General features: G+C 53.1%; 21 protein-coding genes. 12 read left to right on the top strand and 9 right to left on the bottom strand.

What is annotated here, in order from left to right:
- Positions 1-32: 32 nt before the first annotated feature.
- On the top strand, positions 33-950 hold the full coding sequence (locus tag AMM03_RS10120; RefSeq protein ID WP_090131197.1) for an AEC family transporter: 918 nt from the start codon (positions 33-35) through the stop codon (positions 948-950).
- Here the strand turns inward: AMM03_RS10120 and queG are convergent.
- Positions 947-1999 (bottom strand): tRNA epoxyqueuosine(34) reductase QueG, encoded by a 1053-nt coding sequence (gene queG, locus AMM03_RS10115; RefSeq protein WP_228764664.1) that lies wholly within the window; start codon positions 1997-1999, stop codon positions 947-949. The two genes, AMM03_RS10120 and queG, sit on opposite strands and share 4 nt — an antisense overlap.
- A gap of 66 nt (positions 2000-2065) precedes the next feature.
- Here queG and tsaE point away from each other — a divergent pair, with 66 nt between their 5' ends.
- Positions 2066-2635, top strand: coding sequence for a tRNA (adenosine(37)-N6)-threonylcarbamoyltransferase complex ATPase subunit type 1 TsaE (gene tsaE, locus AMM03_RS10110; protein ID WP_090131192.1), 570 nt, complete (start codon positions 2066-2068; stop codon positions 2633-2635).
- Positions 2616-3971 carry an N-acetylmuramoyl-L-alanine amidase gene (locus AMM03_RS10105; protein WP_090131191.1) on the top strand — a complete coding sequence of 452 codons (1356 nt, stop codon included), beginning with the start codon at positions 2616-2618 and terminating at the stop codon, positions 3969-3971. Before tsaE ends, AMM03_RS10105 begins: the two co-directional genes overlap by 20 nt.
- A 33-nt stretch (positions 3972-4004) precedes the next feature.
- Here the strand turns inward: AMM03_RS10105 and AMM03_RS10100 are convergent, their stop codons facing one another.
- Both AMM03_RS10100 and AMM03_RS10095 read right to left on the bottom strand, forming a co-directional pair.
- Positions 4005-5039, bottom strand: coding sequence for a PfkB family carbohydrate kinase (locus tag AMM03_RS10100; RefSeq protein ID WP_090131189.1), 1035 nt, complete (start codon positions 5037-5039; stop codon positions 4005-4007).
- A 9-nt stretch (positions 5040-5048) separates the two neighbouring features.
- Positions 5049-5684 (bottom strand): DedA family protein, encoded by a 636-nt coding sequence (locus tag AMM03_RS10095; protein WP_090131187.1) that lies wholly within the window; start codon positions 5682-5684, stop codon positions 5049-5051.
- 42 nt (positions 5685-5726) lie between these two features.
- Between AMM03_RS10095 and mutL the strand changes: the two genes are divergently transcribed.
- The 5 genes from mutL (at position 5727) to AMM03_RS10075 (ending at position 11246) form a co-directional block, all read left to right on the top strand.
- Positions 5727-7655, top strand: a complete 1929-nt coding sequence (gene mutL / locus AMM03_RS10090; protein ID WP_090131186.1) for a DNA mismatch repair endonuclease MutL — start codon at positions 5727-5729, stop codon at positions 7653-7655.
- Positions 7655-8929: a Bcr/CflA family efflux MFS transporter gene (locus AMM03_RS10085; protein WP_090131184.1), complete on the top strand. Its 1275-nt coding sequence runs from the start codon at positions 7655-7657 to the stop codon at positions 8927-8929. Before mutL ends, AMM03_RS10085 begins: the two co-directional genes overlap by 1 nt.
- Entirely contained in the window at positions 8926-9900 is a 975-nt protein-coding gene (gene miaA / locus AMM03_RS10080; protein WP_090131182.1) for a tRNA (adenosine(37)-N6)-dimethylallyltransferase MiaA, read from the top strand. Before AMM03_RS10085 ends, miaA begins: the two co-directional genes overlap by 4 nt.
- A 153-nt stretch (positions 9901-10053) precedes the next feature.
- Positions 10054-10197, top strand: coding sequence for a hypothetical protein (locus tag AMM03_RS14175; protein ID WP_194942849.1), 144 nt, complete (start codon positions 10054-10056; stop codon positions 10195-10197).
- Positions 10198-10217: 20 nt separating this feature from the next.
- On the top strand, positions 10218-11246 hold the full coding sequence (locus AMM03_RS10075; protein ID WP_228764646.1) for a DUF6352 family protein: 1029 nt from the start codon (positions 10218-10220) through the stop codon (positions 11244-11246).
- Positions 11247-11303: 57 nt separating this feature from the next.
- On the opposite strand, the gene AMM03_RS10070 is transcribed toward AMM03_RS10075, so the two are convergent.
- A complete protein-coding gene (locus AMM03_RS10070; protein WP_090131181.1) occupies positions 11304-11945 on the bottom strand; it encodes a trimeric intracellular cation channel family protein in 642 nt (213 codons plus the stop codon).
- A gap of 150 nt (positions 11946-12095) precedes the next feature.
- Here AMM03_RS10070 and AMM03_RS10065 point away from each other — a divergent pair, with 150 nt between their 5' ends.
- From AMM03_RS10065 to AMM03_RS10055, 3 genes are read left to right on the top strand one after another with little or no spacing between them, the layout of a single operon-like run.
- Positions 12096-13079 carry a tripartite tricarboxylate transporter substrate binding protein gene (locus AMM03_RS10065; RefSeq protein WP_090131179.1) on the top strand — a complete coding sequence of 328 codons (984 nt, stop codon included), beginning with the start codon at positions 12096-12098 and terminating at the stop codon, positions 13077-13079.
- Positions 13080-13083: 4 nt separating this feature from the next.
- A complete protein-coding gene (locus tag AMM03_RS10060; RefSeq protein ID WP_090131177.1) occupies positions 13084-13557 on the top strand; it encodes a tripartite tricarboxylate transporter TctB family protein in 474 nt (157 codons plus the stop codon).
- Between the two features lie 50 nt (positions 13558-13607).
- A complete protein-coding gene (locus AMM03_RS10055; protein ID WP_090131175.1) occupies positions 13608-15107 on the top strand; it encodes a tripartite tricarboxylate transporter permease in 1500 nt (499 codons plus the stop codon).
- On the opposite strand, the gene AMM03_RS10050 is transcribed toward AMM03_RS10055, so the two are convergent.
- The gene (locus AMM03_RS10050) at positions 15095-16141 is read right to left on the bottom strand and encodes an Ldh family oxidoreductase (RefSeq protein ID WP_090131173.1); all 1047 of its coding nucleotides are present in this window, start codon (positions 16139-16141) and stop codon (positions 15095-15097) included. The two genes, AMM03_RS10055 and AMM03_RS10050, sit on opposite strands and share 13 nt — an antisense overlap.
- Positions 16142-16304: 163 nt before the next feature.
- On the opposite strand from AMM03_RS10050, the gene AMM03_RS10045 reads away from it, so the two are divergent.
- A complete protein-coding gene (locus AMM03_RS10045; protein WP_090131171.1) occupies positions 16305-17492 on the top strand; it encodes a pyridoxal phosphate-dependent aminotransferase in 1188 nt (395 codons plus the stop codon).
- Positions 17493-17559: 67 nt separating this feature from the next.
- Here AMM03_RS10045 and AMM03_RS10040 read toward each other — a convergent pair whose 3' ends face one another.
- From AMM03_RS10040 to AMM03_RS10025, 4 genes are read right to left on the bottom strand one after another with little or no spacing between them, the layout of a single operon-like run.
- The gene (locus tag AMM03_RS10040; RefSeq protein WP_090131169.1) at positions 17560-18099 is read right to left on the bottom strand and encodes a DUF1178 family protein; all 540 of its coding nucleotides are present in this window, start codon (positions 18097-18099) and stop codon (positions 17560-17562) included.
- Positions 18096-18692, bottom strand: a complete 597-nt coding sequence (locus AMM03_RS10035; RefSeq protein WP_090131167.1) for an NUDIX domain-containing protein — start codon at positions 18690-18692, stop codon at positions 18096-18098. Before AMM03_RS10035 ends, AMM03_RS10040 begins: the two co-directional genes overlap by 4 nt.
- 2 nt (positions 18693-18694) lie before the next feature.
- A complete protein-coding gene (gene nuoN, locus AMM03_RS10030; protein ID WP_090131165.1) occupies positions 18695-20182 on the bottom strand; it encodes an NADH-quinone oxidoreductase subunit NuoN in 1488 nt (495 codons plus the stop codon).
- A 43-nt stretch (positions 20183-20225) separates the two neighbouring features.
- Entirely contained in the window at positions 20226-21701 is a 1476-nt protein-coding gene (locus tag AMM03_RS10025) for an NADH-quinone oxidoreductase subunit M (protein ID WP_090131163.1), read from the bottom strand.
- Between the last annotated feature and the right edge of the window lie 9 nt (positions 21702-21710).

Raw genomic sequence — 21710 nt, 5'->3', positions numbered from 1 at the left:
AAAAGCGCAAAGACTGACGTTATGCTTATGGGGTGAATTTTGCCCAACTTTTATTTCCCGACTTTTCCCTCATTCTGTGCGGCTATTTTTTATGCCGATATACAGCTTTGAACCGCACCGTTTGGCAACAGGCCGAGTCGTTGGTCTATTATTTTTTATTCCCGGTCTTGCTGTTTCACTCCATTGTGAAAAGCCCCCTGGATATTCAGGCTACCTCCAGTTTTTTGATGGCAGGACTCAGCATGGGTTTGCTGGGCATTGCGTTGTCCTACAGCCTTCCCTACTGGCCTTGGCTTGGACGTCACATTGACAAACGCGACCACGCAGCCAGTGCGCAGATCAGCTTTCGCTTTAATTCTTTCATCGCCTTGGCTTTGGTAGAACGCTTGTCGGGCGCCGAAGGGCTTTTACTGATCTCGGTTTTGATTGGCTTTTGCGTACCGATGTTCAACGTGGGCGCCATTTGGCCCATGGCACGTCATGGCGAAAACGGCTTTTGGAAAGAACTCGTTCGCAACCCCCTCATCTTGGCCACCTCTGGGGGTCTGGTCTTCAATTTAGTCGGCCTTCGAATTCCGGCCTTCATGGACCCCACCTTGAATCGAATTGGTGCGGCATCCTTGGCCTTGGGTTTGATGGCGGCCGGTGCAGGCATGGAATTCAAAGCCTTGAATCAAGGCAAATTATTGGGGGCCTTGGTACTGACACTGAAGCACTTGGTTCTGCCTTGCTTGGCTTGGGGCTTGGCGCAATTCTTTGAGCTCAACTCGGTTCAAACCACGGTCTTGCTTATTTTCTCTGCTTTGCCAACGGCCTCTACTTGCTATGTCTTGGCTTCCAGAATGGGCTACAACGGCCCTTATGTTGCGGGTTTGGTCACCCTCTCCACCCTACTGGGCATAGTCAGTTTACCCTTCGCTCTGGGCGTCCTGCGCGATTTGCGTTTTTAAGCGCCTTGCTTCAAAGACCAAGCCACCTGCTCTTGAACGACGGGATCTGCATGATCTTGCCAACGCCGAAGCGCATCAATCAAAGATTCCGTCTGAGCCGTCGAAAGTTTTGAGCGCTCAGCCAGCGCGTTGCCTGCCGCCAAAGCCACATTTCGGAGCCAACGTGAATGGCCAATTCGGCGGATGGCACTGCCCTCGGTCATGCGCAAAAAGGTGGGCTCATCCCATGCCAATAAGCCAGCCAGTTCGGGCTCGACCAAAGGCGCTCTGGCCTCAAAGTCTGGCAAGGGACTGCGCTTTGCAAACTTGTTCCAGGGGCATGCCCATTGGCAATCGTCGCAGCCATAAATGCGGTTGCCTATAGGGGCTCTGAACTCTTCAGGGATCGGTCCTGCGTGTTCGATGGTGAGGTAGGAAATGCAGCGCCTGGCGTCCAATTTGTAGGGCGCCACGATGGCTTGCGTGGGGCAGACATCAAGGCAAGCGGTGCAAGTCCCGCAGTGGTCGGTCACGGGCTCTGAGAATGGCAAAGCCATGTCGACAAACAGCTCGCCCAAAAAGAAAAAAGAGCCCGCGTCTTTTTGCAAGACCAGTGTGTTTTTGCCGCGCCAGCCCTGCCCGCTGCGCACTGCCAACTCAGCTTCCATGACGGGCGCGGAGTCGGTGAATACGCGGTGTCCAAAAGGCCCAAGCAAGGCAGCCATTCGCTCTTGCAGTTTCTGCAGTCGACTGCGCAATACTTTGTGATAGTCGCGGCCGCGGGCATAGACTGAGACCACGCCCTGTTGCGCCTCTTCTAGCGCTTGCCAAGCTGTTTCTGCGGACAAGTTCTGCACGTTGCCGGGCAAATAGTCCATCCGTACGTTAATGACGCTAACTGTGCCAGGCACCAATTCTGCAGGTCGGGCGCGCTTTAAGCCGTGGCTTGCCATATAGTTCATGCTGCCGTGAAAACCTGCCGCCAGCCAAGCCTCTAATCCCGGCTCGGCTTCGGTCAAATTCACACCTGTCACGCCAATTTGAGAAAATCCCAGTTCTTGGGCTGCCATTTGCAGCTCAGACCACAACGCCTCCGAGTCCAAAGGACTCAAAGGCGATGCCTTAGAAAGAGATTGATGAGCGGTGTTCACCCAGTGATTGTAGGAACTCCCGAGCCTCATGGCACGGCGCACTGGCTGTGGGCGGATGAATCTGCCACGCGCACATTTGCGCAAGCTTTGGCGCAGCTAGCCCCACTGCAAAACGCCTACATCGAATTGGTGGGCGATTTGGGGGCTGGCAAGACCACTTTTGTGCGTCATTTGTTGCAGGCCTTGGGGGTAGAAGGTCGCATCAAAAGTCCAACCTACGCCGTGGTCGAACCGCACGAAGGCCATCACCCAGATAGCCAACAAGCCTTGGCCATCTGGCATTTTGACTTTTACCGTTTTAATGACCCCCAAGAATTTGAAGAAGCTGGGTTTCGAGATTTGTTTGCCAGCACGGGTCTAAAAATTGCCGAGTGGCCCAACCAAGCACAAGGGATGTTGCCCTTACCCGATCTTCAATTGACGCTCAAAGTGGACGAGCGCGAGGCGCGCAAGGTTCAAGTCATAGCCTGCACAGCGCATGGTCAATTGATACTTCAAAGCCTCCTTAAGGCACTTCCTGCTGTTAGTTCAGACCATGCAAATTCAGCGACGTGATTGGCTCAAGGCTTCTGGCTTGGCATTGTTGCTAGGTTGGGCCGACATTAGCAAAGGCGCCAGTTTGGTGGCGGTACGCGTCTGGCCCGCCAGAGATTACACACGCGTCACATTAGAGTCCGACGTTGCCCTGAAAACCAAATACACCTTCGTGCCATCCCCGCCACGTTTGGCCATCGACATTGAAGGCTTGGAACTGAACCCAGCGGTCAAAGAATGGGTGGGCAAAATCAAACCCGACGACCCCAACATCACAGGCGTGCGCGTGGCACAAAACAGCCCTGGTGTGGTTCGCATGGTGTTTGATTTGAAACAAGCTGTTCAACCTCAAGTTTTTGCGCTCACGCCAGTGGGTGACTACAAGCACCGGCTGGTACTCGATCTTTATCCAACAGCACCAGTTGATCCGCTTGAAAGTTGGATTGCTGAGCGAACGCAATCCAATGACCCCTTGAGTGACTGGCTTAACAAACAGGCTTCTGCGGGCCAAACTAACACCAAGACCCTGAGCAACCAAAGCATCGCGCCAAGCCCGTCAACGCCCGCTGCAACGACTGGCCAAACACCTGCCCCATCGCCTAGTCCACCCGCAGGATTGCCTGCGCCCATCACAGACAGATTGATCGTGGTGGCCATTGACGCAGGCCACGGCGGTGAAGACCCTGGCGCCATTGGCCCCAACGGCACCAAAGAAAAAGACGTGGTCTTGCAGATTGCTTTGAAACTGCGCGATCGCATCAATGCCACCACAGTCAAGGGCAGCCCCATGCGAGCTTACCTGACACGCGATGCTGACTACTTTGTCCCCTTGCATGTGCGCGTTCAAAAGGCTCGCAAAGTGCAGGCCGATTTGTTTGTCAGCGTGCATGCGGATGCTTTCTTCACACCTAACGCGCAAGGTGCCAGCGTGTTTGCGCTCAGCCACGGCGCAGCGTCTAGCAGTGCGGCACGCTGGATGGCACAACAAGAAAACAAAGCCGATCAAATTGGGGGCATGAACTTAGGCGTAAAAGATTCGCAAGTTCAGCAGGCCTTGCTAGACATGAGCACCTCTGCGCAAATCAAGGACAGTTTGAATTTAGGCAGCGCCATTCTGAGAGAAATTGGCGGCGTGGGCCGACTGCACAAACCCAAGGTAGAACAAGCTGGGTTTGCGGTATTGAAAGCCCCCGACATTCCCAGTGTGTTGGTTGAAACAGCCTTCATTAGCAACCCCAATGAGGAAGCCAAACTGTCAGACCCCAACTACCAAGACAGCATGGCAGACGCCTTGGTCAAGGGTTTACAAAAATACTTTGAACGCAATCCGCCTTTGGCTCGCAAGCGATCAACTTAAACTTAATACAGCAAAGCTGCAAAGTTACAGCCCTCAAGCTGAAGGAAACGCCCGCATCCTGGCGCGAACCTCGTCCCACCTAGCAGGATCGCACCCCCGACGCATCACCACTAAAGTGGCACTGGCCAAGGCATGGCACAGCACATCTTGAAGTGCTGTTTTAGAGGCCTGACTGGCCCAAGCCTTTAATTGGGAGGGACTGGCTTGGGCATCTGCATGATGCAGCGAACATGCCAACAACCCCGCCAAAAAACTATCGCCAGCGCCCACGGTGTCTAGTACTTTGACGGGGGCTGGCTCGCGCGCAGTCAAGACTTGGATGTCTGCACCATTGCGAACCAAAAGCCTCGCGCCCTCAGCACCCAAGGTCAAGGCCATCCACTGAGCTGATCCCAATTGCATCAGATGCATGGCTTGGTCCATCGGACTTGCGCCTGGCAATTGCAAATGGGCCAGGTCTTCGTCGCTGGCTTTGAGGACGTCTGCCAACTTGGCCATTTCCAACACATGCGCACGGTACTTTGGTAGATCGGGCATGACGGAGGGGCGCAAATTCACATCGACCACAATCCATTTGCCCGCATCCTTTTGAGTTTGTAACCACGGCAAGTAGTGATGTGCATCAGCAGGATCAAGGGCCAAACAACCGGTGCATGCAATTTCCAACTGAGGCTGTGCTTGGCACACGGCGTTCAAGGAAGCTGCGGTAATTTGACGATCTGCCACGCCCTCTCGATAAAAAGCATAGTCGGGGTGACCCTCTGCATTCAAGGCCACTACAGCCAAGGAGGTCGTTTGAGGAATGGCCAGCAGTCTAGCCAACTGGACGCCATCGTCTTGCAAGGCTTGGGCCAGTTGCCTGCCAAACCGGTCGCTGGACAAAGGGTTTTGATACAGGATGGGCACATTTTGTCTGGCCAACGCTCGAGACAAATTGAACACCGCACCACCCAAACAAGGCTGAAAATTGCCATCGGCTTGTGAGACCAAATCGATCAGGGCCTCGCCCGCTGTGACCACCCGGGGGGCACGGCCAGAAAGGGTTGTTTGTTGCATGGGGTGTGTCATACCCCAATTTTACGTTTTGCGAGCCCGCCAAATGCCAAACAAGGCGAACAAACCGGGTACGAAAATCATGGCCCAAATGATTTGGCTCAAATGGGCTTTGACAAACTCAGTCTCACCAAACAAATAGCCGGCCGTGGTAAGACCGCAAACCCAAATGAAGGCGCCCAATACGTTGTAAGCCACAAAACGTGAGGGGGTCATGGCCGCCACACCGGCAACAAATGGCACAAAAGTGCGAATAAAGGGCATGAATCGGGCCAACACGATGGTGATACCGCCATAGGTTTCATAGAAATGATGGGCCTTGTCAAAGGCAGCGCGGTTAAAAAACCGCGAGTTTTCCCACTGAAAAACCTTGGGTCCAAAATATCGACCGATTCGGTAATTGACCTGATCGCCTGAGATCGCGGCCACCAGCAGCAAACTCATGACCAGCGGCAGATCCAACACGCCGGTGCCACACAAGGCGCCGACCACAAACAACAAAGAATCGCCAGGCAAAAAAGGCATGACGACCAGCCCTGTTTCGACAAAGATGATCAAAAACAGCAAGGCGTAAACCCACATGCCGTAATTTTCCACAAACGCTTGTAAATAGCGGTCGACGTGAAGTACAAAGTCGATGAGTTGCAGCAAAGTGTCCATCCCGCGATTATCCCAGTCTTCTGGAACACCTACAATTTGAGGATGACACAGCCCCAAGCCCGCAGAACCATCCGAGAACTTCCCGATGTGCTGATTAGCCAGATCGCCGCCGGCGAGGTGATTGAGCGTCCAGCGTCTGTTGTGCGAGAGCTGGTCGACAATGCCTTGGATGCAGGTGCGCGTCACATTACCCTGCGCCTTTTGGGGGGTGGCGTCCGCCTGATCTCGGTTGAAGACGATGGCTGCGGCATTCCCGTTGAAGAATTGCCAGTGGCTCTCAAACGCCACGCCACCAGCAAAATAGACAGCCTAGAAGATTTGGAATCTGTGGCCACCATGGGCTTTCGAGGCGAGGCTTTGGCGGCGGTCAATTCAGTTTCAGAAATGAGTCTGTTGTCGCGCACAGAAGGCGCTGCAAGCGCTTTCTTCCTTGATGGCCAAACCGGTGAAGTGCGGCCTGCCGCTCGCGCCATTGGCACCACAGTGGAAGTGAAAGAGTTGTTTTTTTCAACGCCTGCTCGCCGTCATTTTCTGAAGTCTGAAAACACCGAACTGGCGCATTGCATTGAAGCCGTTAGACGCCATGCTTTGGTTCGCTCGGAAGTCAGCTTTGCCATCTGGCACGAAGGCAAAATTGTGGAACAGTGGCGCAGCCACCCTGGTGAAGCCGGATGGAACCAACGCTTGGCCGATGTCTTAGGCGAAGATTTTGTCGCCTCGTCTGTCAACATTGATTTCAGATCGGGTCCTGTTCATGTTCGTGGTCGTGCGGGCACGCCCGATGCAGCCCGTGCGCGTGCCGACCAACAATTTGCATATGTCAACGGCCGCTTTGTTCGCGACAAAGTCATCACCCATGGCGCTCGCAGCGCCTACGAGGATGTATTGCATGGCCAGCGCCAACCTGTTTATGTGCTTTACCTGCAAATGGACCCCACCCGTGTGGACGTCAACGTGCATCCCACCAAAATTGAAGTGCGCTTTCGCGACAGCCGAGAAGTCCATCAAGCCATGCGCCATGCCATTGAGCGTGCTCTGGCGGTGCCTCGTGCCCAAATGTTGCCAGGTGGTTCTGCTGCATTGCCTTCAAGCACAGCCGAAGACATCAACCGTTCTTTCTTGAGCCCCTCGCCCAACTCAGCGCCCACGCAAAGCGCGTGGACGCAACGTGGTATGGCATTTGGCGCCAGCAACACGTCGGCAGATTCGGCCAAAGCCATGGCAGAGCTCAAAGCATTGTGGGGAAACAGTCACCTCAACGATAACTTGAACGGCAACCTGAATGGCAATCTGAATGGCAATCAAGTAGAAGAAAGCAAGCCTGCATTCACGCAGCAAGCTGGAGCGAATTCAGCGCCTGCCTCTCAGACGTTGGACGCCTCACAAGATTGGCCCCTCGGCCGCGCCGTTGCGCAACTTCAAGGCGTCTACATCTTGGCAGAAAACAGCCAAGGTTTGGTGGTGGTGGACATGCACGCAGCCCACGAGCGCATTGTGTATGAGCGTTTAAAAAATCAACTCGACACCACCCACATCACCAGTCAACCGCTTTTGATTCCGGCCTCCTTTGCAGCGACGCCGCAAGAAATAACCACGGCTGAAAATTGCACAGATGTGTTGTTGCAACTGGGGCTTGAAGTCTCCACTTTGTCCGCCAAAACTTTGGCGGTGCGCGCTGTGCCCACCACCTTGGCACAAGGCGATGCCGTGGAGCTAGCCAGAAGCGTGTTGGCAGAGCTGGCCCAACACGATGCAGCCACTGTAGTGCAACGCGCTCAAAACGAAATTTTGGCCACCATGGCGTGCCATGGTGCCGTGCGTGCCAATCGCAAATTGACCCTAGACGAAATGAATGCGCTGCTGCGTCAGATGGAAGCCACTGAGCGTTCGGACCAATGCAACCACGGCCGCCCTACTTGGCGACAAGTCAGCATGCGTGAATTAGACGCCTTGTTTTTGCGAGGTCGTTGATGTCCTACGCCCTTCAACCTAGCACTCGCAGCCAAGGCATGACGGTGCTGCTACTGGCCTTGTTACTCGGCCTTCAGCCGGTGACCACCGACTTGTATCTCCCAGCATTGCCGGTGTTAACCCAAGGCTTTGGCGCCAGCATGGTCCAAGCACAACTCACCCTCACGGCCTTGCTGCTGGCCTTTGGCACTTCGCAGCTGGTTTGGGGTCCACTGTCTGACAAATGGGGGCGTCGACCCGTGTTGTTGGGCGGTATTGGTGTGTACGCCGCAGCTGCCATTGCTTGCATCCTGGCGCCTGACATCGAAACTTTGATCGTAGGACGAACGCTACAAGGTATTGCCATGGGTGCATGCGTCATGGCCGCGCGCGCTATCGTTCGTGATTTGTACGAACCTGTGCAAGGCGCCAAGATCATGTCGCAGGCGCTTTCTGGATTGGGTGTTATTGCTTGCACCTGCGTGCCGGTGGGTGGGTTTCTGACAGACCTGCTGGGCTGGCGTTGGGCACTTAGCAGTTTGGTCTTGTTTGCAGTCGTCACCGGTGTTTTGATTTACTTTTTTTTCGAAGAAAGTTTGCTGCAAAAAAATCCGAAGGTATTTCAAATCAAAACTTTGTGGACCTCAGTTAAGCACATTGTTCGCAATCCCACCTTTCAAGCCTATAGCGCTTTATCGACCGCTTCCTTTGCAGGTCTTTTCACATTTTTAGCCACCTCTGCATTTGTGTTCACCCAAAGCATGGCGCTGAGCAAGACGGTCTATGGCTTGCTGATGTTCTCCATGTCACTTTCTTATATCCTGGGCACCTTTTTTTGTCGCTGGCTGCTACTGCGTTTCAGCGTCCAACAATGTGTGTTCATGGCCAGCTTTGTCAGTTTATTTGCAGGTGTTCTTTTGATGCTTGTGGCTTATGTTGGACCGGGTCAGCCATGGTTTGGCGCATGGGTTGTGATGCTGCCTGTCAACCTCTTTTTATTGGCCCATGGCGTGCATCAGCCTTGCGGTCAAAGCGGCTGCGTTGCGCCCTTTCCAGAGATGGCCGGTACAGCCTCCGCCCTCAATGGCACATCCATGATGTTAGTGGCTTTTGGTATGGGGACTTGGATCGGCACACACATGACAGATCCCCTCTTGGCCATGGCAAACGGCATCATGCTTTGGTCAGCTTGCTTAGCTTCGATTGCTTTTTTTGCCGTCCGCAAAATTCCATTGCTTCAAAAAGTACCCGTGACGCCAGTCGCTCAAACTGAAGCGGCCCCACAGTCCCTATGAAAGTGCGTGCCATCGCCATTGCCGGTCCAACAGCCAGCGGTAAAACGGGCTTGGCATTGGCCATTGCCGCGCACCTCAAGCCAAGAGGTGGTGCAGAAATTATCAGTGTCGATTCAGCTTTGGTTTACAAAAGCATGGACATTGGCACAGCCAAGCCCACAGCCGCAGAATTGGCCGCCGTACCGCATCACTTGATTGACATTCGCGATCCCCTCAACGCCTACAGTGCCGCAGAATTTGCGCGCGATGCTTTGGTCTGTATCAAAGACATTGCCAGTCGGGGAAAAGTTCCTCTGCTGGTGGGGGGCACCATGCTTTACTTCAAAGCTTTGCTTGAAGGCTTGAACGACATGCCCGCGGCAGACCCCGCCATCAGAGCCCACATCCAGGCAGAGGCAGAAGTTGTGGGTTGGCCGGCCATGCACACCCAACTTCAAGCCGTCGATCCTGTCACTGCCGCTCGGCTGGCACCAGCCGACAGCCAACGCATTTCAAGAGCGCTGGAAGTTTTCAAAATCTCTGGCAAGCCTCTGTCGAGTTTTCAACGCAATACAAACATAAACACGGACAGGATCGATACAGATCTATCGAACGAACTTAATTTTCACAACGTGTCCATGCTCAGCCTTGAGCCGCTCGATCGCGCTTGGTTGCACAAACGCATAGAACAACGCTTTGACGACATGCTGGCACACGGTTTTTTAGACGAAGTCAAACGCTTGCGCGCCCGCGGCGATTTGCAAATTGATTTGCCCGCCATGCGCTGCGTTGGGTATCGCCAAGCCTGGGAAGCTTTGGATGGCAGCATGCCCATGGCCGAACTGCGGGATCGAGGTGTCTTTGCGACCCGGCAATTGGCCAAACGGCAACTTACCTGGTTAAGAAGCATGCCGGACCGAAGTGTTTTGCAGGCAGATGGCGCCGAAGTCTTGCCCCAAGCGCTGAAGTGGGTTGATGCCCAACTGGCCTGAGCCTGAGCCTGAGCTTGAGACTTCGACCTCATTGGCAGGAATGTGACATATTGTCATGACAAACCCTGAATATGCCGCTTCAAATGGCCTTGCACCGTGGGCATTGAGGGTGCCTCGCTTAAACTGTGTGTTTTATTAGCTCAAGGTGTTCCTATGGCCAAAGGTCAACAAAAATCAAACAAAGAGTCCAAGAAACCCAAGAAGGACACCTCACCACCTAAAACCATCGTGGTTGACACAGAGCGTCCGGTTCAAAAAATCACGGCTGTGATTCCTCGTGGCAAAAAACCTGTTTGATCATCAATAGCTTCTGAACGATGAGTGATTCTTCGCAAAGTCTTTGGCCACAAGCGGGTTATGCACAACTGAAGAAAGACCCGCGGGGTCATCTCATCGTCACCGACGATTTTCTTCGGGTGTTGTTGCTGCGTCCCGAATTGGCGCCCATTGAAAGCTCTTGCAAACATGAAATTCAAATTCATGAGCGCTTGCTAGAGAATCCGCGTCTTGATTTGCAAACCGCCGACTTGGCCCAGGTTGAAGATCGCGATGCCGCCGACAACATGGCCGTCTGGCTGCGTTTTCGCAATCGAATTCTGGCCCACGCCACCCTAGAAGCCAGTTACTGGGCTTTGTTTGAGGGCCAAGGCGTTGATGTGCCGCCCATCTTGGTCAATCAAATTACCCAAGTCTTGGTGCAACACATTTTGGGCGACGACTGCGCCCCCTTAGAAGCGCGCGCTGCTGAATTGCTGTTTAGAACGCAGAAAATTTCGGTTTTAGAAGATGGCTCCGTGATGGCGGCCGATCACGAGACGGTCGAACGCCATGCGCTTGAAAGCGGCTTTGGCAGCTTAGGTGAATTGCTCAAGCAAGGCGGCATTCCCCTGCGCAGCGTCGACCTGGACGTCATTCAAGACAGCAACGAAGACACCTATTGGGAGCGCAGCGAACGCTTTGATATGGTGGCCTGCCTCAATTTAGGACAGCCCCTCATCGATGCTTTTTGCCGCGTGCTCGAACGCTGGATCGCCCACTTCACCAGTGCCACTGTGCGCATTGTCACGGCTCGCGAAATTGAAGATGTGCATTGGGTTTGGCACGTGGGCCTCGATGCCCAGGCCAGCAGCATGCTGAATGATTTGTACAACGGTCAAAGCATTGATGAAGACCGCCAGCGTCGCATGCTGTGTTTGTTTGTCCTGAACTTTGACAACGCCAGTGACATGTTGCAGGAAGTAAGCGGCAAACCGGTGTACCTGGCCATGGCCATGGACCCGCAAAACTTACTCAAAATCAAACCGCAAAATTTGCTTTTGAATTTACCGCTTGCACGAAGGTCTTGAACATGAATACTCAGCAGATCAGATTGATCAAGGTCTTGCAAGCAACCCAAATTCAAATCAATCTTTGCGCCAAGCTGGTAATACCCAGTTGTTCCAGATGGCCAACAATCTAAACACGACAGTCACCAAAGCGCAAACCGTCATGCAAAACCAGGCCTCTGACTCCAGCGCATCCAACACAATATAGACCACACCACCCGCCACAGAACACAGTGCGTATGGCCTGTGGTCTTTGAAAGACACGGGTATTTCGTTGCACACAATATCGCGCAGCACACCGCCAAAAATTCCTGTGATGGTGCCCATCAAAATGGCCACAGTTGGCGACAAACCCAGAGCCAAAGATTGCGCCACGCCAGATGCCGTAAACAAACCCAAGCCCAAGGTATCTGGCCACTGGATGGTCTTCTCGGTTAACTGAAAGTGCCTTTGACGCATGAAGCTAATGGCCAAAATACACAATCCCAAAACTGCCCATAAAACAAGCTCGTTTTCGACCCAGAAAAAAGGCCGTTGATCGAGCAAGATGTCGCGCAAAGTACCACCGCCAAAAGCGGCCAAAAAGCCCACGACACAAACGCCCACAACGTCCATCCGTTTGCGTGCCGCCTCCATGATGCCGGACAGTGCAAAAGCCAAAGTGGCCAGCAATTCGATGCTGGGTAACAGGGTTGAGCCCCAAGTTTCAAAACTGTTCATAGAGGTCGGACTTTAATACACGGCTGTCCTATTTTTGAAATGAAAGATCTTGAGATCTTTGGGTTGACCCTAATGCCTAATTAAAAAAAAGAGCGTAAGTTGCGTTGGTTAGCAAATTTTTGTTCCAATCAACTTGTTTAGGAGTGAGTTATGTTTGCATTACCCCGCCGTCGTTTATTGGCTAGCGCTCTTTTGGGCATGCTGGGTGTCTTGAGTGCCCTGCAATCAGTCGCCCAAAACTATCCCGCACGGCCTATTACCCTCATCGTCCCATGGGGCGCTGGCGGCGGCACCGATGCTACAGCCCGCATCATTGGCAGCCTGCTTGAAAAAGACTTGGGTCAACCCGTGACTGTGGTGAACCGCACAGGCGGCAGCGGCGTGGTCGGCCATGCAGCCATTGCCTCCGCACAACCCGACGGCTACACCATTGGCTTGGCCACTGTCGAAATTGGCATGATGCATTGGCAAGGTTTAACCGACCTCACTAGCGCTTCTTACACCCCCATTGGCTTGGTCAATGCCGACCCAGCGGGTGTTCAAGTGCGCGCCGATTCGCCCTACAAGTCTGTGAACGAACTGTTGGCGGCCATCAAGGCCAACCCCGGCAAATTCAAAGCCTCTGGTACCGGTCAAGGCGGCATTTGGCACTTAGCCATCGCGGGCCTCTTGCGTGATCAAAAAATTGACCCTGCCGCATTGCCTTGGGTTCCAAGCAATGGCGCTGCACCCGGCCTGCAAGACATGGTGGCAGGCGGCATTGAAGTGGCCCCTGTTTCTTTGCCCGAAGCGCGCTCATTGATTGACGCTGGCAAAGTCAAAAGCTTGGCCATCATGAACGACAAGCCCTCCGCTTTGTACCCCAACGTGCCAACCCTGAAGGCTGCTACTGGCAGCGACTGGACCATGGCCGCATGGCGCGGCATTGTGGCCCCCAAAGGATTGCCAGCACCTGTCCGCGACAAGTTGGCAGAAGCTGTGCGCAAAGTGGCTGCCAGCAAAGAGTACAACGAATTCATGGCCAGCCGTGGCTTTGGCGTCATCTATGCGGGTCCCGATGACTTCGCCAAGTTCATGGTCAAGTCCAACACCGAATTGGGCGCGACCATGAAAGCTGTCGGCTTGGTCAAATAAGCTCATGAAGATACATGACACGATATTTGGACTGATCTTTCTGGCATTGGGCACTTCGGTGCTCTTTGCCGTGAGAGGGTTTCCCAATATTCCGGGGCAGCCTGTTGGGCCGGCCCTCTTTCCAGGACTCATTGCAGTCGGTCTTTGCATCACCGGCGTCATGCTTGTCATCAAAGGTATCAGGCAGCAGGCCTCAACTGCATGGTTTGCCTGGGAAGATTGGGTCCATTCACCCCGACATGTCATTGCCCTCTCGGTCTTGTTGGGCGCGGTCATTTTCTACATTGCATTTGCAAATTCGCTCGGCTTCTTACCCACCAGTTTTCTCATGTTGCTGGCTTTGTTCAAGGCCTTGGGCGTCAGCTGGCGTCGCAATTTAATTGTGGCCTTTGTGGCAACTTTTGTCGTGCACTTTGCCTTCTACAAACTACTTCGAGTTCCCCTTCCTTGGGGAGTTCTCACACCTTGGGCTTGGTGACATCGTTCACATCGCTTATTCAGTCAGTCGCATGAATTAGGAGCCTCCCTATGTGGACAGCCATTGGTCAAGCCTTTTCGATGGTCTTCGAGCCCTACACCCTGATGGTGATGGTGGCCGCCGCTTTTTACGGACTGTTTGTGGGTGCAGTGCCTGGGCTGACTGCCACCATGGCCACGGCTTTGTTGGTTCCCGTTACTTTTTTCATGCCGCCTATTCCGGCCATTGCAGCCATGGTCACAGCCACGGCCATGGCCATTTTTTCTGGTGACATTCCTGGCTGTCTTCTGAGAATTCCAGGCACACCGGCCTCAGCCGCATACACCGACGAAGCGTTTGCCATGACCAAAAAAGGGCAAGCAGAAGTTGCGCTTGGCGCAGGTTTGGTGTTTTCGGCGGTAGGCGGCTTGTTTGGAACTGTCGTTTTGATCCTTGCTGCGCCGGTGTTGGCCGACTTTGCGCTGAATTTCAGCTCCTTCGAATATTTCTGGTTGGTCTTGCTGGGTTTAACTTGCGCCGTTTTCATCACCTCAGATCACCCCCTCAAAGGCATCGTCACCTTGTTGCTTGGCTTGTTGGTGGCATGCGTAGGGTTAGGCAATCCTGCTGGCTTCCCGCGCTTTACATTTGGCAATGCCGAAATGACCGGCGGTATCGGCATGATCGCCATGATGATTGGCATGTTTGCCATTTCAGAAATCATTCGCTTTGTGGTCGATACCAGTCCCCCCGCCGAGTTGGTGGTCGAAAAAGTAGGCAGTGTGCTGTCAGGTCAATGGGCACTGGCTAAAAAATATCCAAAGCAAATTATGCGGGGTAGCGTTTTGGGCACCGCCGTGGGCGCATTGCCAGGGGCAGGCGCAGACATTGCCGCGTGGATGTCCTACGCCATGAGCAAAAAGTTTTCCAAAGAGCCTGAAAAGTTTGGCACAGGTCACGTTGAGGGCATTGTCGAATCTGGCTCTGCCAACAACAGTGCATTGGCCGGCGCCTGGATTCCCGCCTTGGTGTTTGGCATTCCAGGCGACTCCATCACTGCCATTGTGATTGGCGTCTTGTACATGAAGAACATGAACCCTGGGCCTGCCCTGTTCACCACCAACCCGCAAAATATCTATGCGGTATTTTTGCTGTTCATCATTGCCAACATCATCATGATTCCATTGGGCATCTTGTGCATCAAGGTGGCCAAGCGAATTTTGTTGGTGCCTCGCGAAGTGCTCATGCCACTGATTTTGCTGTTCTGTGTGGTGGGCACTTTTGCCATCAACAATTCCATGTTTGAAGTGGGCATCATGTTGGTGGCCGGCATCTTGGCCTACATTTTGGAAGCCAACAAATTCCCTATTGCCCCCGCTATATTGGGTGTGGTGTTGGGCGGCATGCTGGAAGAGAACTTCATCACCTCCATGATCAAGTCCAACGGCGATTTGGGCGCGTTCTTGGCACGCCCCATTGCGCTGGGCTTGGCAGTGGTGTGCCTTCTGGTTTGGACTTGGCCGTTGCTGGCCAAGTTGTTGTTCAAACCATCCAAAACTCAAACTGCTTGAGGAACTTCTACCCGAAGTTTCTCAGCCCAAGGGGTCAAGCTTGGCATGATGCTGGGGTAGAGTTGCAAGCCCTGCAACTCACTTGTGGCTTGGTGCTGAAGACCCCGCTCACCAGGCAAGCGAACCTTCTCTTCCTGCTTTGCAGGCTTTGAGTTTTGGCAGCGTTCAATCACGTGATCAAGTTGCCGCTCAAATGCTTCCAAGCCTGCAAAAGCTTGTGGGTCGATGATTTGCAAAAAGACCGTGGCACCCCAACCCTCTGCAGGATCTGCGCGGCCATGGCCTGCCAAGCCGCCCGTCATGGCTTCCACCATCAAACTCAAGCCGTAGCCCTTGTGACCTGAGTCCATGCCACCCAATGGCAAGATGGTGCCTTTGGGTTCGGCAAACAATACGCCAGGATCAACACTGGCTTTGCCATGCCCATCCATGACCCATGCAGCCGGCAACATTTTTTTCTCATTGAACAATCGGTTGGTCATGCCGTTGGTGGTGGCAGATGTTGAAACGTCCACCAGGATGGGCTGCTTGGAACTTGGAATGCCAAATGAAACGGGGTTGGGCGTGAAGACTGGATCCAGCCCGCCAAACGGCGCCACGCTGCTGCTGTTGGGGTCTGAGCAATGCAAAGACAAGAGCATGCCTTGGTCTGTGGCCCGCTGGTGGTAAGCGGCCAAGCAGGCAATGTGGTGACTCCGCTTGATCACTACCGTGCCGGTGCCTTGCTTTTTAGCTCTTTCGATTGCAATGTCCATGGCACGCAAGACAAGCCAAGGACCCGGCAGACGCCTGCCATCCCAGGTCATGGCAGCAGGAAAGTCTGACACCACTTCGGGCAAGCCCTCTTTGTTCATTTTTCCCGATTCCAATTCGGCCAAGTACGGACCCAACAAACCCAATCCGTGGGTGGTGTGCCCCAACAAATCACCTTCTACCAAGATGTCGCCGACCGCTTTTGATTTGTCAGAATCCAAACCAATGGCTTCAAGCAACGACCTTGCAAACAATTTCAATTCTTCAACTTTGTATTTCAAACCAGTCTCCCATTCAATTCAAACGATTAGCATTTCAATGCATGTCCCTAGGCCGCATATTAACGTTTCCCGCTGCCTCAGCAAGACTGCTCTTGGCAAGCCATAATCTGATGTAACGCGACTGATCACGCACAGTCTTGGCTTAACGCAATATCGTTTCAAAATGCAAATCAATTCCCTACGCATGGACGGGGTCGACACCCCCATCATCCCCACCATCGCGGCCCTGGTCAGAAACAATCCTGGCACCATTTCCTTAGGACAAGGCGTGGTCAATTACGGCCCACCCGCTGAAGCCATTGCAGCCCTGCCTGGCATGATGGGCGATGGCAGTTTGCACAAATACTTAGGCGTCAGTGGCCACCCAGGATTGGTTGAAGCCATTCAAACCAAACTGGCACAAGAAAACCAAGTGCAACTGGGCACAGACGCCATGTTGATGGTCACAGCTGGCAGCAACATGGCCTTTTTGAATTCGGTGTTGGCAGTAGCCGACCCCGGTGACGAATTCATCTTGCCCATGCCGTTTTATTTCAATCAAGAGATGGCCATCCGCATGTGTGGCTGTGTGCCCGTGCCGGTTCCTGCCAACGAAGACTGGAGCCTGAACGTTGAAGCCATGGCCGCAGCCATCACACCCCGCACGCGGGCCATCATCACGGTGTCGCCCAACAACCCCACTGGGGCTGTTTACTCAGAAGCTTCTCTGCGCGCCATCAACGCTTTGTGCGCTCAGCATGGCCTCTACCACTTCAGTGACGAGGCTTATGAATATTTCACCTATGAGGGCGTCAAGCATTTCTCACCCGCCAGCATTCCAGGTGCCATGAAGCACACCTTGTCTTTTTATTCCATGTCCAAAAACTATGGCATGGCCAGTTGGCGTGTGGGCTATGTGGTGTTTCCAGCCAAATTGTTTGATGCCATGAACAAGGTGCAAGACACCAATCTGATCTGTGCGCCCATGCCCTCCCAATTGTTGGCATTGCAGGCGCTCAAAAAAGGCAGACCATGGGTTGAACCCAAGGTACAAGCACTGAGTCAAGTACGTCAAACGGTTTACCAAGCCCTAGAAGGTTTGGGCGACTTGGTACAGTTTCCCAAAACGCAAGGTGCGTTTTATGTGCTAATGAAACTGCCAGGTTTGGCGCCAGGCATCGAGCCCATCGCCTTCAATCGGGCCATGACAGAAAAGTTCAAAGTAGCGTCCATTCCTGGCTTTGCTTTTGGACTGACGCAAACCCATGAAGCCAATTACCAGCGCCTGTCGTATGGGGCTCTGGAAGCCGCCAGTGTGGCGGAAGGGGTGCAGCGTTATGTGGCGGCAGTTAAAGATTGGTATGGCGCTTGATGATTAGATTCAAGGAGCGCTAATTCAACGCCAAATGAAGCACTGAATGAATTGCTAAGTTAAGCAACTACTGCAGTCCACCCTTGAGCGCATCAGGCATGGGCAAGGGCAACACGTCAATGCCCTCCTCTATCAAGTCTTTTGTTTCTTCCACCGAGGCTTGCCCCCGGATGTTGCGCTCTTCAGATTCACCGTAATGAATCTTGCGTGCTTCATCTGCAAAGTTTTGTCCGACATCTTCCGTATTGGCAATGACGTGCTTGACCATCTTCATCCAAGCTTCTTGTACCATCTCTGCCGCTTCAGGATGAACTTGAGCCAAGCTGGAGGCAACGGTTTCTGCTGCGGGCTTAGCGGCTAAATTGGTCGAAGGTGTCACAGCACCCGTGGTTACAGAAGACGATTCTTGAGGCACTGGTTTGGACTGACGAGGCTCTGCGGCGCCTAAATTCAAACGAGGGGCCGATGGCAATTTGCGCACTTCGGTATCGGCACACATGGGACAGGCAACCAAGCCTCTTTCGCGCTGCGATTGGTAATCTTCCTCAGAGCCAAACCAGCCCTCGAAGGTGTGCATACCGCCACATTGAAGGTTCAATACTTTCATGAAGCACTGACCCATTCCAGCGCGTGTTTGCCTTGCAAGACGTTTTGTAACCAGAACATGCCAGTTAATGTTTTGGCATCTGTTACTTTGCCATTGAGACAATCTTGTTGCAGACCTTCAGGTGTTTGTAAAAACACTTCCAAAAACTCACCCTCGTCTAACTGACGTTCGCTCAAACTCAAGTCTTTGGCAAACCAGACTTCAATGAACTCTGTGGAGTAAGCAATGACAGGGTGCATCACGCCAGCTTTGGCCCATTGCTTTGCACGGTATCCCGTTTCTTCAAACAGTTCACGCTGAGCACACTGAAGGGTCAATTCATTGGGATCTAACTTGCCCGCAGGAAATTCAATCATGACCTGTTGCACGGGGTAACGGTATTGTCTTTCCATCACCAAGCGCAGCGGTTGGCCAGGCTCTTCCAGCATGGCAATGATCATGACCGCACCGGGGTGAACAAAGTATTCACGCGTTGCCTCCGAGCCATCGGGCAAGGCAACCGTGTCACGAAACGCGTGAAGAAAATGCCCGCTAAAGAGCTCTTGGCTCTTTAGCTTGGTTTCAATCAGATGTGCATCCACCTGATTGTTCATGTTCAGTTGGCCAGCATCTGGGTCACTGAGCGAGCGCACAATGACATCAACGCACCGGGCACAATGCCCAAAACAAGGACCAACAAACCATTCAGGGACAACACCACGCGAACATCGGTATCGGCAGACACCGTGGTGGCTGTTACAGCCTCATCAAAGTACATGACCTTGACAACACGCAAGTAATAGAACGCGCCAACCAAAGACATGGCCACAGCAAAAACAGCCAATGCAATGTCAGCCGTATGACCTGAAGCCACCAAAGCTTGCAACACCGACAGCTTGGCATAGAAACCCACCATAGGCGGGATGCCTGCCAAAGAGAACATGCTGATGGCCATCACGCCAGCATACAAAGGGCTGCGATTGTTCAAACCAGCCAAGTCGGTAATCTCTTCGCTTTCAAAGCCTTGACGGGCCAACAGAAGAATGATGCCGAAGGTGGCCAAAGTGGTCAGGACATAACCCACGACGTAGAACATGGCAGAGCTGTAGGCATTGGCGCCCATGGCCGCATTGCCACTGACCACACCGGACATCAAGCCAATGAGGACGAAACCCATTTGCGCAATGGTGGAGTAAGCCAACATGCGCTTGAGGTTGGTTTGGGCAATGGCTGCCAAGTTACCGACCAGCAAAGAAGCAATGGCCAGCAGCGCCAACATTTGTTGCCAGTCGATGGCCAACGGCAGCAAGCCTTCCACCAACATGCGAATGACAATGGCAAAGGCTGCCAATTTGGGGGCGCCTGCAATCATGAGGGTGGCCGCTGTGGGGGCGCCTTGGTAAACGTCAGGGACCCACATATGGAATGGCACCACACCCAGTTTGAAAGCCAAACCAGACACCACAAAGACCAAACCAAAGACCAAGACTTGGTGCTTCACTTGACCGCTGGCAATCACTTTGAATACCGTGGCCAAGTCCAATGAACCTGTGGCGCCGTACAACATGGACATGCCGTACAACAAGAAGCCAGAGGCCATGGCACCCAGCACAAAATATTTCATGGCCGCTTCCGTGGCTTGGGTGTTGTCGCGGCGCAAAGCCACCAACGCGTAGCTAGACAGCGTGAGCAACTCGAGGCCCAAATACAAGATCAAGAAGTTTTGACCTGAGATCATGACGCTCATACCGAGCAAAGCAAACACGGACAAGCTGAAAATTTCACCACCGCGCAACATGTCACGATCGGCTGCGTAGGGACGTGCATAGACCAAGGTCACCATCACGGCAATGGTGGCAAAACACTTGAGCCAATGTCCCATTGGGTCTGACACGACCAATCGGCCAAAGCCATACAAAGTGTGTCCAGCGTCCGCATAAAAAGCATGCAGCAATGCCACGCCACCCAGCGACACCAAAGTCAGTACATAGGTCACAGTTCGTTTAGGGCTTGTGACCAGCAGGTCGACCAGCGCAATCACGCAGGCCATGACCAACAACACGATTTCCGGATACACCGTCATCCAGCTGGTTGAGTCAATCATGTCAATTCTCTCTATTCTTTAAGTTTCAGCGGAGCAATGGGGATCAAGGCAATTTAGAAGCAGCCACGTGCTGCAACAAATTGGCCACTGAGACTTCCATCACATCGGTGAAAGGTTTGGGGTACAAGCCCATGTACAAAACTGCGATGGCCAACAAAGCCATGACCACAAATTCACGGGCATTGATGTCGGTGAGTTCCTTGACGTCATCGTTGGTGACGGGACCCAAGTACACGCGCTTGAACATCCACAAGGTGTAAGCAGCACCAAAGATCAAGGCAGAAGCTGCCAACAGACCCACCACAAAGTCAAACTTCACAGCACCCAAGATGACCATCCACTCGCCGACAAAACCAGCTGTACCTGGCAGGCCGCAATTGGCCATGGCAAAGAACAAAGCGAAGGCTGCAAACTTTGGCATGGTGTTAACCACCCCGCCATAACTTGAAATTTCCCGGGAGTGCACGCGGTCGTACAACACACCAATGGACAAGAACATGGCAGCGGACACAAAGCCATGCGCAATCATTTGCACCAAACCGCCAGAAACACCCAGCGGATTGAAGATGAAGAAGCCCAAGGTGACAAAGCCCATGTGTGCCACTGATGAGTAAGCCACCAGCTTCTTCATGTCTTGCTGAACCATGGCCACCAAGCCCACATAGACCACCGCCACCAAAGACAAGACGATCATGAAGGTAGCCCACTCTCGCGCTGCATCAGGGGCAATTGGCATAGAGAAACGCAGGAAGCCATAGGCACCCAGTTTCAACATGATGGCGGCCAGCACAGCCGAGCCACCGGTAGGCGCTTCAACGTGTACATCGGGCAACCAAGTGTGGACTGGCCACATTGGCACCTTGACCGCGAAGGCTGCAAAGAAGGCAAAGAACAAGTAGTTTTGTGCCGTAGCAGACAAAGGCAATTTGTGCCATGCCGCAATGTCAAAGCTGCCACCCGACTGGATGTACAAGTAGATCAAGGCAATCAATGTCAGCAGTGAACCCAACAAGGTGTACAAGAAGAACTTGAAAGCCGCATAGATCTTGTTAGGACCGCCCCAAATACCAATGATCAAGTACATTGGAATAAGCGTCGCTTCAAAGAACACGTAGAACAGCAATCCGTCCAACGCAGAGAACACACCAATCATCAATCCGGAGAGGATTAAGAAAGCGGCCATGTACTGGTTGACTTTGCGCGTGATGACTTCCCAACCCGCAATGACCACAATCACGTTGATGAATGCTGTCAGAATGACAAACCACATGGAGATGCCATCGACACCCAGGTGGTAGTTGACGTTAAAGCGCTCAATCCAAGAGGCTTTTTCGACAAACTGCATGGCAGCTGTGTCTAACTTAAAACCGCTGTACAAAGGCAGCGTGACCAAGAAGCTGACGATAGAACCAACAAGTGCAACCCAGCGCACAGTGCCAGCTTGCTCGTCGCGGCCCAAAGCTAATAAAACAATGCCGAACGCGATAGGCGTCCAAATGGCAAGGCTCAACAATCCCATTTTGTTACT

It is taken from the genome of Limnohabitans sp. Rim11, assembly GCF_001269365.1.
In the GTDB taxonomy this organism is placed as follows: Bacteria; Pseudomonadota; Gammaproteobacteria; order Burkholderiales; family Burkholderiaceae_C; genus Limnohabitans_A.
The sequence above is the reverse complement of the archived record's forward strand: the minus strand, read 5'-3'. Positions and strand labels throughout refer to the sequence as shown.